Annotated in this window: 11 protein-coding genes and 1 pseudogene; 7 read left to right on the top strand and 5 right to left on the bottom strand. The window is 63.0% G+C overall.

The window, feature by feature from the left end; all coding sequences use genetic code 11:
• Nucleotides 1-58 precede the first annotated feature (58 nt).
• From H7847_RS03815 to H7847_RS03805, 3 genes are all read left to right on the top strand, one after another.
• On the top strand, nt 59-1,573 hold the full coding sequence (locus H7847_RS03815; RefSeq protein ID WP_227268050.1) for a class I adenylate-forming enzyme family protein: 1,515 nt from the start codon (nt 59-61) through the stop codon (nt 1,571-1,573).
• Entirely contained in the window at nt 1,570-2,211 is a 642-nt protein-coding gene (locus H7847_RS03810) for a DsbA family oxidoreductase (protein WP_227268049.1), read from the top strand. Before H7847_RS03815 ends, H7847_RS03810 begins: the two co-directional genes overlap by 4 nt.
• Nucleotides 2,212-2,369: 158 nt before the next feature.
• Nucleotides 2,370-3,563, top strand: a complete 1,194-nt coding sequence (locus H7847_RS03805) for a multidrug effflux MFS transporter (RefSeq protein ID WP_406675963.1) — start codon at nt 2,370-2,372, stop codon at nt 3,561-3,563.
• A 3-nt stretch (nt 3,564-3,566) separates the two neighbouring features.
• On the opposite strand, the gene mfd is transcribed toward H7847_RS03805, so the two are convergent.
• Together mfd and H7847_RS03795 are read right to left on the bottom strand one after the other, a co-directional pair.
• The gene (gene mfd, locus H7847_RS03800; protein WP_227268047.1) at nt 3,567-7,031 is read right to left on the bottom strand and encodes a transcription-repair coupling factor; all 3,465 of its coding nucleotides are present in this window, start codon (nt 7,029-7,031) and stop codon (nt 3,567-3,569) included.
• 33 nt (nt 7,032-7,064) lie between these two features.
• The gene (locus H7847_RS03795) at nt 7,065-7,592 is read right to left on the bottom strand and encodes a component of SufBCD complex (RefSeq protein ID WP_227268046.1); all 528 of its coding nucleotides are present in this window, start codon (nt 7,590-7,592) and stop codon (nt 7,065-7,067) included.
• Between the two features lie 122 nt (nt 7,593-7,714).
• On the opposite strand from H7847_RS03795, the gene hemB reads away from it, so the two are divergent.
• Both hemB and H7847_RS03785 read left to right on the top strand, forming a co-directional pair.
• Nucleotides 7,715-8,713 carry a porphobilinogen synthase gene (gene hemB / locus H7847_RS03790; protein WP_227268045.1) on the top strand — a complete coding sequence of 333 codons (999 nt, stop codon included), beginning with the start codon at nt 7,715-7,717 and terminating at the stop codon, nt 8,711-8,713.
• A 109-nt stretch (nt 8,714-8,822) separates the two neighbouring features.
• Nucleotides 8,823-9,389, top strand: coding sequence for a lipid-binding SYLF domain-containing protein (locus H7847_RS03785; RefSeq protein ID WP_227268044.1), 567 nt, complete (start codon nt 8,823-8,825; stop codon nt 9,387-9,389).
• Nucleotides 9,390-9,428: 39 nt separating this feature from the next.
• Here H7847_RS03785 and H7847_RS03780 read toward each other — a convergent pair.
• Nucleotides 9,429-10,313: pseudogene (locus H7847_RS03780) on the bottom strand (NAD(P)-dependent oxidoreductase); the annotation flags it as partial.
• 87 nt (nt 10,314-10,400) lie between these two features.
• Here H7847_RS03780 and H7847_RS03775 point away from each other — a divergent pair.
• Entirely contained in the window at nt 10,401-12,866 is a 2,466-nt protein-coding gene (locus tag H7847_RS03775) for a penicillin acylase family protein (protein WP_227268042.1), read from the top strand.
• Nucleotides 12,867-13,430 carry a pseudouridine synthase gene (locus H7847_RS03770; RefSeq protein ID WP_227268041.1) on the top strand — a complete coding sequence of 188 codons (564 nt, stop codon included), beginning with the start codon at nt 12,867-12,869 and terminating at the stop codon, nt 13,428-13,430.
• Here the strand turns inward: H7847_RS03770 and hflX are convergent, their stop codons facing one another.
• Entirely contained in the window at nt 13,431-14,729 is a 1,299-nt protein-coding gene (hflX, locus tag H7847_RS03765; protein ID WP_227268040.1) for a GTPase HflX, read from the bottom strand.
• Entirely contained in the window at nt 14,726-14,965 is a 240-nt protein-coding gene (gene hfq, locus H7847_RS03760; protein WP_007119530.1) for an RNA chaperone Hfq, read from the bottom strand. The genes hflX and hfq overlap by 4 nt, the downstream gene beginning before the upstream one ends.
• Nucleotides 14,966-15,032: the final 67 nt, after the last annotated feature.

Genomic DNA, 15,032 nt, shown 5'->3' with positions numbered 1-15,032 from the left:
TTTTTAGGGGGAAGTCTGACCGCTTGCAACGTCACCGGACGCAGGCTAGCACCAGCCTATGATGTCGCTGATCGATGACGGCCCCTTTCGCGCCTGCCCCGCACCTTTCAACATGGCCGCGCATGTGCTGGCCGCCGGCCAAAAGTCGCCCGAGAAAGATGCCCTTGTGGTGCTTTCCAAGACGCAGTCGGAGCGCTGGTCCTACGCCGCCCTGCGCCGCGCCGTTCTCGGAACCGCGCGCGGGCTTTTGGACCGCGGGTTGGTGCCGGGGGACCGGGTGCTCATGCGGCTTGGGAATACGGTGGATTTCCCCATCGCCTATCTGGGCGCGCTGGCCGCCGGGCTGGTCCCGGTCCCGACCTCCTCTGCCCTGACCGAAAGGGAGACGGCCTTTATCATCGATACCGTGTCGCCCGCCCTCACCCTGCATGATCCGCAGGTTGCCTGCCCGCCCGGCCCTGCGCGCCTCTCGCTTGAGGCCCTGCGCCGCTTCAGGGATCTGCCATCTGCCGCGTTTCATCAAGGCGATCCGGAGCGCCCCGGCTACATCATCTTTACCTCCGGCACCGCGGGCATACCGCGCGCCGTGGTTCATGCACACCGGGCCATCTGGGCGCGGCAGATGATGTTTGAAGATTGGTACGGGCTGGGCCCGGAGGACCGGCTGCTGCATGCGGGTGCCTTCAACTGGACCTATACGCTGGGCACCGGGCTGATGGACCCCTGGACGGTCGGCGCCACCGCACTGATCCCGGCCCCCGGCACCCCGCCCGAGGCCCTGCCGGGGCTGTTGCGGGAGCACCGCGCGACCCTCTTTGCCGCCGCACCGGGTGTCTACCGGCAGATGCTCGATCGCGCCTCGGACATGGAAATGCCGGACCTGCGCCACGGGCTGAGCGCAGGCGAAAAACTGCCCCAGAGCACGGCAGAGCACTGGCAGCACAGGACCGGCTGCCCGATCTACGAAGCCTACGGTCTGTCCGAATGCTCGACCTTTATCTCGCAGCCCCCGGCAAAACCGCGCGCACCCGGCACGCTGGGGCGTCCGCAGACGGGGCGGCGTGTGGCCTTGCTCAAGGACGGGGCCGTGGTGCCACTTGGCGTGGAAGGCACAATTGCCATCGACAGGCGGGATCCGGGGCTGATGCTTGAATACCTCAATGCCCCCGACGCCACCCGGGCGCGGCTCTCCGATTCGTGGTTTCTGACTGGAGATCAGGCGGTTATGGATACTGACGGGCAGCTCACCTATATGGGACGGCACGATGACATGATGAACGCGGGCGGCTACCGTGTCTCCCCCATCGAGGTGGAAAACGTGCTGGCACGTGTGCCCGGCATCACCGCCGTGGCGGCCACGGAAGTGGAGATCAAACCGGACACCACCGTGATTGCCGCTTTCTACACCGGACCGCAGGCACTGGACGACCAGCATCTGGCGGCTTATGTCACTGAAAAGCTTGCGCGCTATAAACAGCCGCGTCTTTTTGTTCATCTGCCTGCGCTGCCAATGGGGGCCAACGGCAAAATTCTACGGCGCGTTCTGCGTGACCAGTTCAAGAGGCAGACATGACAGATCCGATCAAGCTTGATATCATTTCAGACCCGATTTGCCCCTGGTGCTACATCGGCAAAGCGCATCTCGACAAGGCGCTGGCAGATCACCCCAACCATCCCTTTGCAATCGAATGGCACCCCTTTCAACTCAACCCCGATATGCCTGACGGCGGCATGGACCGTCGTGCCTACCTTGAGGGGAAGTTCGGCGGCAGAGACGGGGCCATCAAGGCCTATGCCCCGGTTGTCGAACAGGCCGGTGCGGCCGGTCTCAACATCAACTTCGAGGCCATGAAACGAACTCCGAATACCGTGGATGCCCACCGCCTGATTCATTGGGCGGGGATAGAAGGACGGCAGACGGCTGCGGTCTCTGCCCTCTTTGAGGCCTATTTTGTCGACGGCCGTGACATTGGCGATCATGAGGTTCTCTCCGACATCGCGGATGGGATCGAAATGGACGCGGCAGTGGTCGCCAAGCTGTTGAAATCAGACGCCGATGTGGAGGATATCCGCAAGCGTGATGCGCACAGCAGACAGATGGGTGTCAACTCGGTTCCGACCTTCATCGTGGCCGGGCAACATGCGGTGCCCGGTGCCCAACCCCCGGATCTGTGGCGCAAGGTGATTGCGGAACTCACTGCCGCTGCCTGATGCAGTTTCTTGCATGTTCGTTTTGTTCAGCACTTTACGCGATGTTGTGATTGAAGGGGCTTCAACTCTGAGTTATGTCTGACGCCAAATAGCACCAATTCGTAAACGCGTGTTTATACAGGGCGATCATTTTGACACGATCTTTTAACGAACTCCCGATGGGCCGGGCGGAGTTCATCGCATTGATGGCAATGATGTTCGCGACGATTGCGTTCTCAATTGATGCAATGCTGCCAGCCTTGCCCGATATCGCCACAGAGCTCAGCCCGCAGGAGCCAATGCGCGCGCCGCTGATTCTCACCTCATTCGTGCTGGGCATGGGAGTCGGCACGTTTTTCTCCGGCCCACTGTCAGACGCCTTTGGCCGCCGCGCGGTGATGTTCTACGGCGCCGGTCTTTACATCACGTCCTCCATCGTCGCCTGGGCCAGTCAGACGCTGGAGGTCATGCTGATTGCACGGATCCTTCAGGGGATCGGCGCGTCAGGTCCGCGGGTGGTCTGCATTGCCATCATCCGGGATCTCTTTAAAGGGCGCGAAATGGCGCGGATCCTCTCGATTGTGATGATCACCTTCACCATCATTCCGGCCGTTGCCCCTGCGATGGGAGTCGTGATCATCCATTTTACCGGTTGGCGCAGTATCTTTCTGGCCTTTGTAGCGTTTTCGCTGATCTCCGCGCTTTGGCTTGGCTTGCGCCTGCCCGAGACATTGCCGGTCACAGAGCGTCGGCCGCTCAAGCTCCACCTGATCTTGGACGCGGTACGGCAGATGTTTGCACACCCCGTTGTGCGCCTGTCGATCTTTGTACAGACACTGGCGCTGGCGATGCTGTTCTCCTTGCTGGTGCTGATCCAGCCGATCTATCAGTTTGTCTTTGACAAGCTCGACACATTTCCTTTCTGGTTTGGCGGCATCGCGCTGGCGTCCGCGCTCTCCAGTTTTCTGAACGCGATGCTGGTGATCCGCTTCGGGATGCGGCGGCTGATCACGATCGCGCTCGCCTTGCAGATCCTGTTGTCCGGTGGCCTGCTGCTGGCCAGTGGAACGATTGCGGCGCAGGGCTTTGCCATCTTTGCGTTCTGGCAGGCCTTTGTGTTTTTTCAGGCCGGTCTGACCATCGGCAACCTCAATGCCATCGCGATGGAGCCCATGGGGCACATTGCCGGGATGGCCGCCAGCGTGACCGGTGCCGTCTCGACCTTTCTGGCGGCGCTGATCGCATCGCCGGTCGGCCTGCTCTTTGATGGCAGCATTCGCCCGCTGGTCGGCACCGTCTTTGTGCTGGCCTGCACGGCGTTTCTGCTGATGGTCTACATGGGGCGGATCGAGGCACGGCAGCCTGCAGAATAGCCCTCAACCGGCTTTGACCTTTTTGCGCTTTTTCTCGGCCACCACCTTTTCCGCGAGGTCCCGCGCAATCGCGAAAGCTCCCTTGATCTTATCCGCATCCGCTTTCCAGTCGCGGCGCACGACGATCTTGTTGTCCTTGACGCGTGCCAAACCGCGCTGATCCTGAATGAATTCGACAAGCCCCTGCGGCGAGGCGAATTTGTCATTGTGGAACTGAACCGTGGCCCCCTTTGGCCCGCCATCAAGCTTGGCGATGCCCGCTTTCTTGCACATCGCCTTGATCCGGACCACCAGCATCAGCGTGTTGACTTCGCGCGGCAATTTGCCAAACCGATCAATGAGTTCGGCGGCAAAGCCTTCCAGTTCCACCTTGGTGGTCAGGCTGCTGAGGCGGCGGTAGAGACCCAACCGCACATCCAGATCGGGCACGTAGTCTTCGGGGATCAGCACGGGCACACCGAGGTTGATCTGCGGGGCCCATTGGTCATCTGCCTCCGAGAGCCCTTCCATCTCGCCCGCGCGGATCTTGGCAATGGCCTCTTCCAGCATCGATTGGTAAAGCTCGAACCCCACATCGCGCATCTGGCCGGATTGCTCTTCGCCCAGAAGGTTGCCCGCGCCGCGAATGTCCAGATCCTGGCTCGCGAGCGTAAAGCCCGCCCCCAGTGTGTCGAGGCTGGACAGTACGCGCAGCCGTTTCTGCGCCGTGTCGGTCAGCTTGGCGCGCGGTTTGGTGGTCAGATAGGCATAAGCGCGGGTCTTGGAGCGGCCCACCCGCCCCCGAATCTGATAGAGTTGCGCGAGGCCAAACATATCCGCCCGGTGCACGATCATCGTATTGGCAGTCGGGATATCGAGGCCCGATTCGACAATGGTCGTGGCCAGCAGCACGTCGAACTTGCCGTCATAAAAGGCGTTCATGCGGTCGTCGAGCTCGCCTGCCGCCATCTGGCCATGGGCCACCACATAGGTCAGTTCCGGCAGTTGCTCTTTGAGGAACTCTTCGATCTCCGGCAGATCGGAAATACGCGGCACGACGTAAAACGACTGCCCGCCCCGGTAGTGCTCGCGCAGCAGCGCCTCGCGCAGGGTGACCGTGTCGAATTCGCTGACATAGGTGCGGATCGCCAGCCGGTCCACCGGCGGGGTGCCGATGATGCTCAGGTCGCGCACGCCCGTCAGGCTCAGTTGCAGCGTGCGCGGGATCGGCGTGGCCGTCAGCGTCAGCACATGGATGTCGCTGCGCAGCTGCTTCAGGCGTTCCTTGTGCGTCACACCAAAATGCTGTTCCTCGTCGATCACCAACAGCCCCAGGTTCTGAAACCTTATACCCTTGGCCAGCAGCGCATGGGTGCCGATCACGATATCGACCATGCCGCGTGCCATACCCTCCCGCGTTGCGTTGGCCTCTTTGGTCGACACAAACCGGCTGAGCGTTGCTACGTTGATCGGGAACCCCCGGAACCTGTCGGCAAAGCTCTTGTAGTGCTGGCGCGCCAGCAGCGTGGTGGGCGCGATCACGGCCACCTGCACGCCGGACATCGCGGCGACAAAAGCGGCCCGCATGGCCACTTCGGTCTTGCCAAAGCCCACATCCCCACAAACCAGCCGGTCCATCGGGTTTCCGCTGGTCAGATCGTCGATCACCTCGCCAATCGCGCGAAGCTGGTCATCGGTTTCCTGATAGGGAAAGCGCGCGGCAAAGGCGTCCCACATGCCGGGCGGCGGCTCCAACACCGGCGCTTTGCGCAGGGCACGCTCAGCCGCCACCCGGATCAACTTGTCGGCAATCTCGCGGATGCGCTCCTTGAGCCGCGCCTTCTTGGCCTGCCAGGCCCCGCCGCCCAACCGGTCGAGCAGCCCTTCCTCGTGACCGTATTTGGACAGCAGTTCGATGTTCTCCACCGGCAGGTAAAGCTTTGAGCTTTCGGCATATTCCAGCAGAATGCACTCATGTGCGGCGCCCGCCGCCGTCACCACTTCCAACCCCTTGTAGCGCCCGATCCCGTGATCGACATGCACAATCAGGTCCCCAGGAGAGAGCGATTGCGTCTCGGTCAGGAAGTTTTCCGCGCGCCGCTTTTTGCGGGTCGACCGGATCAGCCTGTCACCCAGAACGTCCTGTTCAGAGATCACCGTGAGGCCCGGTGCCTCGAACCCGTGCTCCAACGCCCAGACCGCAAGATAGAGCCCGCTCTTGCCGATCGGCGTGGCATCCGGCACCGGGATGGTCTCGGCCAGACCTTCGTCTTCGATCAGCCCCATCAGCCGTTCGCGCGCGCCTTCGGAATAGCTGGCGATCAGAACCGGCCCCGCGCTCATCTTTACTTTAATATGATCCGCCAAAGAACCGAAAAGGCTGAGAGATTCCTGCTGTCGTTCTGGGGCGAAATTCCGCCCGATCCGCGCCCCCGCATCGGTGACAGCCAGCCCTGTTGGTTGCGGCAAGGGGGAAATCTGCACCACCCGGCGCTCCGCCATCTGCGCGGCCCAGGCGGCCTCATCCAGGTAGAGCCCCTCGGGAGGTGCCGGTTTATACACGCTGTCCATCCTGGAGCGGTGCGACATGGCAAGGCGGCGCGTCTCGTATTGATCGACGATACCGTCCCAGCGGGCCTGCCGCATGGCTGGCACCTGATCGTCCAGCGTGATGCTCGCCTCCGGCAGGTAGTCGAACAATGTCTCAAGCCGGTCGTGAAAGAAGGCCAGCCAGTGCTCGCCCCCCTGATGTTTGCGCCCGGCGCTGATCGCCTCATAAAGCGGGTCATCGGTGCCCGCCGCGCCGAATTCGATCCGGTAGTTCTGACGAAACCGGGTGATGGCGGCGTCATCCAGAATAATCTCGGACACGGGTGCCAGTTCGACCACCTCGAGCTTTTCGGTGGTGCGCTGGCTCGCGGCGTCAAAGCGGCGCGCGCCGTCCAGCACATCGCCAAAGAGATCGAGCCGCACCGGTCCCAGATCCCCCGGCGGATAGATGTCGATGATGCCGCCGCGCACGGCATAGTCGCCGGGTTCCGTGACCGTCGGGCTTTGCACGAACCCCATGCGCACCAGAAAGTCGCGCAGCGCTTTCTCATCAATGCGGCTGCCCACCCTTGCACTGAAGGCTGCGTCTTTCAGCAGGCGGCGCGCGGGAACCTTCTGGGTCGCGGCATTGAGGGTGGTCAGCAGGATGAACTGTGCCGGCATGCTGTGGGTCAGGGCCGCCAGTGTGGCCATCCGCTGGGCTGACACATCCGCATTCGGCGACACCCGGTCATAGGGCAGGCAGTCCCACCCCGGAAACACCACCACCGGCATCTGCGGCGCAAAAAAGCGCAAAGCCGCCTGCATCGCCGCGAGGCGTTTGTCATCGCGCGCCACATGCAGCACCGGCTGGCCGGTTCTGGCGACCTCCTCCAGCAGGTAGCGCGCGTCATACCCTTCGGGCACGCCTGAGACGGTGATATGGGCGGGGCTGGTCATGGGGTGCTTCAATTGGGCCTGCGCGCCATAGTGTCAACCGCCCAAAGCCCCGATCGACAAGTTTTGGTACATTCCCCACAGGGCGGTCAGAAAGATCGATATCACCCCTGTGATCTGCACATAGAGGCGATGCCGGGCGAGACGTTTGCGCAGGAGCTCTCCGCCGGCCTCTTCCTGCTCGATCAGGCGCGCGGTCGAGAGCGACAGCGCACCCACAATGCTCATCGGAAAGCCTAGCAAAAACAGGGCCTGTGCGATTTCGAGACTGTAGAAGAACCCCAGCACCGCCAGACCTGTCAGCACGAAACAGGCCAGCCCGAGAATCCAGAGCCCCGACACCCGCGCAATGAACAGCAGACGGTTGGTGTTGATGCGCACAAGGTCTTCGAGATCCTGTTGGGCCTGACCACCGTTGCGCCGGGCCCGCAGCACCATGTCATAGGGCACCCCCAGCACCCAATGGCTTGCGGTGGACCACATCACCGCCAGCGCGATCCAGAACCAAAGGTTCGAAAACGACCGCATGTCGATGAGTTCAAATATGCTGTTGTAGAGATCCAAGTGGGGTGCTTTTGTCGTTTTCTTTTTGCTGTCTTAGCGAGACCCTGTGGTGATTCATAGCCTTGGCTTGCGGAAAAATCCGTGGCACTCATGATCTGTACAGAAAAATGGACAGATCGCCGATGCGCCCGACCCAAGCCCCCTTTCCCGCCACCCGTCTGCGGCGGCTGCGGCAAAGCCCGTCCGTGCGCGCCCTGACGCGCGAGAACACCCTGACGGTGGATGACTTCATCTGGCCTGTCTTTGTCCGGTCAGGAGAGGGTATCGAGGAACCTATCCCCTCCATGCCCGGCGTCATGCGCCGGTCTGTCGACAAGATCGTGGAGGCGGCAAAAGAGGCCGCCGACCTCGGCATCCCCGCCATCTGCATCTTTCCCTATACCGGCCTCGAGGAACGCACCGAGGATTGCGCGGGCGCCTGGGACCCGGACAACCACGCCAACCGGGCAATCCGGGCCATCAAGGCCGCCGTGCCGGGGATTGCCGTCATGACGGATGTGGCGCTCGACACCTATAACATCAACGGCCATGACGGGTTTGTCGAAGACGGCCAGATCGTCAACGACCGCACGGTGGAGGCGCTGGTCAAGATGACGCTGGCCCAAGCCGAGGCCGGGGCCGACATCATTGGGCCGTCCGATATGATGGATGGCCGCATCGGCGCGATGCGCGGCGCGCTGGAAGCTGCCGGGCACCAGAATGTGATGATCCTGAGCTACTCCGCGAAATACGCCTCGGCGTTTTACGGACCGTTTCGCGACGCGGTTGGGGCCTCGGGTGCGCTGACCGGCGACAAGAAGACCTATCAGATGGATCCGGGCAACTCCGATGAGGCGCTGCGCCTGATCGAACGCGATCTGCGCGAGGGGGCCGATATGGTCATGGTCAAACCGGGCCTGCCCTACCTGGACATCTGCCGCAGGGTCAAGGACACCTTCGGCGCGCCCACCTATGCCTATCAGGTCTCCGGCGAGTATGCGATGATCCAGGGGGCCGCGGCCAACGGCTGGATCGACGGGGACAAGGTGATGCTGGAGAGCCTGATGGCGTTCAAGCGGGCCGGGTGTGACGGTATCCTGACCTATTTTGCCCCTGCGGCGGCAAAACTGCTGGCCCGGTAGCGATTTGCCGCCCAGAGACCTGCTTTGGGGTGACAGAGGCTCACAATAAGCGTAAACTTGCCACAAGTCGGGAAAACCGGCAGCAGAGCAACTTATACAGGCATTATCCATGAAACGTTCAGTAATGACGCGGCGGGTGTTTACGCTTGGCGCATTTTCCGGGGTCGCGGTGACCGCAGCCTGCGGCAATGGCGTGGGATCGACCGGCGCGCAAACCATCGACGCGCGGGTCGACAGCACCCTGCAGCAGATGTACCGCACCTACCCCAATACGCAAAACCTTGCGGAAAAGGCCAACGGGATGCTGGTGATGCCGCTGGTCACGGAAGCCGGCTTTGGCTTTGGCGGGGCCTACGGGCGCGGCGCGCTGCGGGTGAACGGTGCCACGGTGGATTACTATTCGATCACTGAGGTCTCGGGCGGGTTGCAGATCGGTGCGCAGCAATATGCGCATGTGCTGTTCTTCATGACCGAAGACGCGCTCACCCGCTTTCGCAGATCCCCCGGCTGGGCCGTGGGGGGAGACGTGGAATACGTCATCTCCGACCAGGGGGACGGTGCCAAGGCCAATACGACAACAGCGCTCAGCCCGGTTTTGGCGGCCGTCTTCGGCCGGGCGGGCATCTTTGTCGGGGCCTCCTTGCAGGGCAACAAATATACCCGGATCATCCCCTGATCTTTGGCCGGGCGTGCGCTTGCGCGCCCGGCCCGCACGTCAGCCCATAGATTGCAGCCGCTTGAAAAGGCTCGATGTGTCCCAGCGCCCGCCGCCCATGTTTTGTACGTCCTTGTAGAACTGATCGACCAGCGCGGTCACCGGCAGGCTTGCGCCGGTCTCATTGGCCGTGCGCAGGCAGATGTCCAGATCCTTGCGCATCCAGTCGGTGGCAAAGCCATGCTCGAAATGGTCGTCGAGCATCGTCTCGTATCGGTTCGACATCTGCCAGCTGCCCGCGGCCCCCTGGCTGATGACCTCTACAACGGCACGCCCGTCTAGACCGGCCTTCTCGGCGAAATGCAACGCCTCGCTCAGCCCCTGTACAAGGCCCGCGATGGCGATCTGGTTGCACATCTTGGTCATCTGGCCGGCCCCGCTTTCCCCGATGCGGCGGCAGATCTTTGAATAAACCTCCATGATCGGCACGGCGCGTTCATAAGCCCCCGCATCGCCGCCACACATGATCGAGAGCGCCCCGTTCTCGGCCCCGGCCTGGCCCCCGGAAATCGGCGCATCGACAAAGCTGATCTGGCTGTGGTTCGCCGCGGCATAGAGATCCCGTGTCACGGCAGCCGAAACGGTTGTGTGATCTACAAAAACCGACCCCGGTGACATGCTGGCAAAGGCGCCGGTTTCGCCCAGACAGACGCTGCGCAGGTCATCGTCGTTGCCCACACAGGACATCACGAAATCGGCACCCGCTGCCGCCTTGGCCGGGGTCGGGGCCATCGCGCCGCCGTGAGACTGGACCCAATCCTCGGCCTTTGAGGCCGTGCGGTTGTAGACGGTCACCGCGTGACCGGCTTGTTGAAGGTGCCCCGCCATGGGCGCGCCCATCACGCCCAGTCCCAGAAATGCCAGTTTGGCCATTTGAAGTCCCCTTTTGGGTGTTGCGTTACCGTGCCGTCCTACCTAACAGTCAGAACTCTAGGGTCAATTCAAACGAGCCATATTCCAAATGGGGTTTTGATGGGGCAGGTCTTTACGTGGCTATTGCGGATCGCCGGGGCGATGATCTTGCTGGTCGTTGCCGGTGTGGCGATGATCTACTACCTGGGCGCGCGGTCCCTGCCGGATTATGACGATGTGCTTGAGGTCCCCTATCTGACCGCCCCGGTCGAGATCGTGCGCGACAATGCCAATGTGCCGCATATCTTTGGCCAGTCCGACGAAGATGTTTTCTACGCGCTCGGCTATGCCCACGCGCAGGACCGGTTGTGGCAAATGACGATGATGCGGCGCACCGCGCAGGGCCGCCTGTCGGAGGTATTCGGCTCGCGCACGGTGGAGATCGACAAGCTGATGCGCCGGCTGGATATCTACCCCCTCTCTGTGGCATCGGTGGATGCGCAAGACGAGCGCACGATGCGCATTCTGCGGGCCTATGCCACGGGAGTGAACGTGCGGCTGGATCAGATCAACGCGCAGGCGCTGGGGCGCGGCGCGCCGGAAATGTTCCTCTTCAATGCGCCCATGGCCCCCTGGCGGCCCGCGGATACGCTGGCGATCGTCAAGCTGATGGGTCTGCGGCTTTCGGGTCATCTGGACGCCGAGGTGCTGCGCGCCCGCATGTCGCTTGCCTTGCCCGACGCCGGCAGGCTCCGCGATATTCTGCCCGATGCGCCCGGCTCCGGCGTGGCCGCGCTGCCGGAATATGCCCAGCTTTTCCCCACCGTGCCGCGGTTTGCCGATAGTATCCCGCTCGGTCCACATCCGCTGTCCCCCTTCGTGCGCCGCCCCCTAGCCGGGGCGTCGAATGTCTGGGCGGCCGCCCCCAACCGCTCGGCGGCGGGCGGCACCTTGCTGGCAAATGATCCGCATCTGGGCTTTTCCGCGCCCGGCATCTGGTATCTGGCCCGGCTTGAGTTGCAATCGGGCGGCATCATCGGCGGCACGATACCGGGCATGCCGATTGTGCTGACCGGGCGCAGCGCCGATCTGGGCTGGGGGCTGACCTCCGCCGGGATGGACGATCAGGATGTCTACATCGAAGAGGTCAACCCTGACGCGCCGGAGGAGTACCGCACCCCCACAGGATTCAAGCTCTTCGTGACGCGCAAATCCATCATCAACATCAAGGATGAGACCCCGATCACGATCACCCTGCGCTGGACAGACAACGGCCCCGTGCTGCCCGGGACGCATTACAACCTGGCCAGCATTACCCCCCCCGGCCATGTCGCCTCGCTTGCCTGGACGGTGCTGAGCGCGCGGGACACCTCGCTGGGCGCCGCCTTGCGGCTGATGGAGGCAAAATCGGTTGAGGACGGTCTGGTCGCGATAGAGGACTATATCGCGCCTGCGCAGAACCTGATGCTGGTGGACCGCACCACCATCGGCATGAAGATGATCGGGGCGATGCCGCGTCGTGATGCCCGGCACCAGAGCCAGGGCCGCCTGCCCAGTCCCGGCTGGATCGAGGCAAACCGCTGGCAGGGCCGCCTGCCCTATGCTTCCAACCCCAGGTTCGTGGCCCCCGCAGGCGGCATTCTGGGCAACACGAACAACAAGGTGGTGGAACGACCGTTTCCCAATCATGTCTCCTTTGACTGGGGCGACACACAGAGGGTGCAGCGCTGGCAGCGGCTGATGCAGGCGCGCCAGGTCCATACCCGCGACAGTTTCATCGAAGCGCAGCTCGATACGGTGAGCTTTACCGCCCGCTCGCTGCTGCCGCTCATCGGGGCGGAGCTCTGGTTCACCGGAGAGGCTGCCCCCGAGGGCACCCCCCTGCGCCAGCGCCAACGCGCGCTGGCCCTGCTGGGTGAGTGGTCGGGCGAGATGAACGAGCACATGCCCGAGCCGCTGATCTATGCCGCCTGGCTGCGCAGCCTGCAGGCGCGGATGGTGCAGGATGAACTGGGGCCGCTGGCGCGCGAACTGACCCATGTGGAGCCCTTGTTCATCGAACGCGCCTTTCGCAACATCGACGGGGCCGCGGTCTGGTGCGATGTGATCCAGTCCGCCCCGGTGGAGAGCTGCGCCGATATGGCACGCCTGGCCCTCGATGATGCGCTGCTCTGGATATCGGAGACCTGGGGCCCGGCGCTTGAAAGCCTGCGCTGGGGCGATGCGCATCAGGCGACGCATGATCATCCCGTTCTGGGTGACGTGCCGCTGCTGCGCTATTTCGTGAACATTCGCCAGTCGACCAATGGCGGGGACAACACCCTGCAGCGCGGCTTGACGCGCGGCACCGGCCCCAATCCGTTCTACAACGTGCATGGGGCGGGCTATCGCGGCGTTTATGATTTTGCCGATCCCGACAGTTCGGTCTTTGTCACCTCCACCGGGCAGTCCGGCCACTTCCTGTCGCGGCACTACGACGACATGGCGCAGCTTTGGCGGCGGGGCGAATACATCCCCATGTCGCTGGACGAAAACCTCGCGCGCGCGGGGGCTGTCGGGGTGACAACGCTCAGACCTGCGCGCTAGATGGCGCGGGTCATCCTGTTCAACAAACCCTTCGGCGTCCTGTCGCAATTCACTGACAATTGCGGCAAAGGATCCCCTCGCCCCACCCTGTCGCAGTTCATTGAGGAGCCGGGGTTCTACCCGGCAGGCCGTCTCGACCGGGACAGCGAAGGGCTGATGGTGCTGACCGATGATGGCAAGCTGCAGGCGCGGATTGCCAACCCGAAACACAAGATGCCCAAAATGTACTGGGTTCAGGTCGAAGGCAGCCCCACCCCCGACCAGATCGACGCCTTGCGCCACGGGGTGAGCCTGAAGGATGGCCCGACCCGCCCCGCACAGGTGGCGTTGATCGATACCCCGGCGGCGCTCTGGCCGCGCGACCCGCCCGTGCGCTTTCGCAAGACGGTGCCGGAGGCCTGGCTGCAACTGACGATCCGCGAGGGGCGCAACCGTCAGGTCCGGCGCATGACAGCGCATGTGGGGCTGCCCTGTCTGCGGCTGATCCGGGCTGGGATCGGGGCGTGGGCGCTCAATGATCTGCGCCCCGGCGCCTGGCGCTTTGCCGCCGCGACAGGACGGTAGTCAAAGCCGTTCGAACTGCGCTTCCTGTTTGGCTGTCCAGCGCACGGAAATCTCGAACCCGCTGTCGGTCTGCTGTTCGTCCTGCACCAGCTCCTGATCAAAGAGCCAGGCGCGTTTCTTGCCCTCGGCAAAGCCCAGCGACAGGGTGGCGGGCCGTTTCTGCCCCTGCAACGTCTCGGTGATGGCTTCCAGCAAAGCCTCGATGCCCGCGCCCGTCAGGGCCGAGGTGGTAAAGACATGATCGTCACGATCCGCACGCGCGCGCATCGCCGCCGCGGCCTCATCGCTCATCAGGTCCAGCTTGTTCCACACCTCGAAACGCGGGCGGTCCTCCTCCACCCCGAGCGACGCCATGATCTCGCGCACGTCCTGCGCCTGTTCTTCGGTCTCGGGGTGAGAGATATCGCGGACATGGCAAACCACATCCGCGGCCAGAACCTCTTCGAGCGTGGCGCGGAAGGCCGCCACCAGTTCCGTGGGCAGATTCGAGATGAAACCCACGGTGTCCGACAGGATTACCTCGGGCCCATCCGGCAGTTGCAACCGCCGCATGGTGGGGTCAAGCGTGGCAAAGAGCATATCCTTGGCCATCACCTCCGCCCCCGTCAGCCGGTTGAAGAGCGTCGATTTGCCTGCGTTGGTATAGCCCACCAGTGCCACGATGGGATAGGGCACCTTGGCGCGGGCGGCCCGGTGCAGGGCGCGGGTTTTGACAACCTTGTCGAGCTGCCGCCGCAACCGGGTGAGCTGGTCGTCGATGGCGCGCCTGTCCGCCTCGATCTGCGTCTCGCCCGGACCGCCGACAAACCCCAGACCGCCGCGTTGCCGCTCCAGGTGGGTCCAGGCCCGCACCAGCCGCGTGCGCTGATAGCTGAGGGCAGCCATCTCGACCTGCAACACGCCTTCGCGGGTGGCGGCCCGGTCACTGAAAATTTCAAGGATCAGCCCGGTCCGGTCGAGCAGCTTGACGCCCCAGGCCTTTTCCAGGTTGCGCTGCTGTACCGGGCTGACCGGCCCGTCCACCAGCACCAGCTCGATATCCTGCGCTTTCAGTGTCGCCTTGATCTCTTCGATCTTGCCGGACCCCAAGAGCATGCCCGCGCGCACCGTTTTCAGCGGCACGATCTCCGCCCCGATGACCTCAAGCTCCGGAAGGGCATGGGCCAGCGACACGGCCTCGGCCAGCGCATGGTCTGCAAGACGCCGCTCGGGGTCTGACTTGATCTCCGGGTGCAGCACCCAGGCCCGCGTCACGCGGGGGCTGTTGGTGTCATCGATTTGAAATGGCGGTCGGCTCAAGAAGCGTCTTCGCCCTCATAAAGGCTGATCGGCTGGCTCGGCATAATCGTCGAGATCGCATGTTTGTAAACCAGTTGCGATTGACCGTCGCGCCGCAGCAACACGCAGAAATTATCGAACCACGTGATCACACCCTGCAATTTCACGCCATTGATCAGGAAGATGGTCACAGGAACTTTGGTCTTGCGCACATGGTTCAGGAACGCATCCTGAAGGTTCTGTCTGTCCGACGCCATTCTGGTCCTCGCATTTTTTTCTTGTATGAGCCCGCGGATCGAACTCGTCCCTCACTGGCGATTATGA

This window comes from Roseobacter weihaiensis (assembly GCF_020622345.1).
Classification (GTDB): Bacteria; Pseudomonadota; Alphaproteobacteria; order Rhodobacterales; family Rhodobacteraceae; genus Roseobacter; species Roseobacter weihaiensis.
The sequence above is the reverse complement of the archived record's forward strand: the minus strand, read 5'-3'. Positions and strand labels throughout refer to the sequence as shown.

Coding starts and splice junctions, on each gene's coding strand:
- H7847_RS03815 (WP_227268050.1), top strand. CDS start 59: ATGATGTCGCTGATCGATGACGGCCCCTTTCGCGCCTGCCCCGCACCT.
- H7847_RS03810 (WP_227268049.1), top strand. CDS start 1,570: ATGACAGATCCGATCAAGCTTGATATCATTTCAGACCCGATTTGCCCC.
- H7847_RS03805 (WP_406675963.1), top strand. CDS start 2,370: ATGGGCCGGGCGGAGTTCATCGCATTGATGGCAATGATGTTCGCGACG.
- mfd (WP_227268047.1), bottom strand. CDS start 7,031: ATGACCAGCCCCGCCCATATCACCGTCTCAGGCGTGCCCGAAGGGTAT.
- hemB (WP_227268045.1), top strand. CDS start 7,715: ATGCGCCCGACCCAAGCCCCCTTTCCCGCCACCCGTCTGCGGCGGCTG.
- H7847_RS03785 (WP_227268044.1), top strand. CDS start 8,823: ATGAAACGTTCAGTAATGACGCGGCGGGTGTTTACGCTTGGCGCATTT.
- H7847_RS03775 (WP_227268042.1), top strand. CDS start 10,401: ATGGGGCAGGTCTTTACGTGGCTATTGCGGATCGCCGGGGCGATGATC.
- H7847_RS03770 (WP_227268041.1), top strand. CDS start 12,867: ATGGCGCGGGTCATCCTGTTCAACAAACCCTTCGGCGTCCTGTCGCAA.
- hfq (WP_007119530.1), bottom strand. CDS start 14,965: ATGGCGTCGGACAGACAGAACCTTCAGGATGCGTTCCTGAACCATGTG.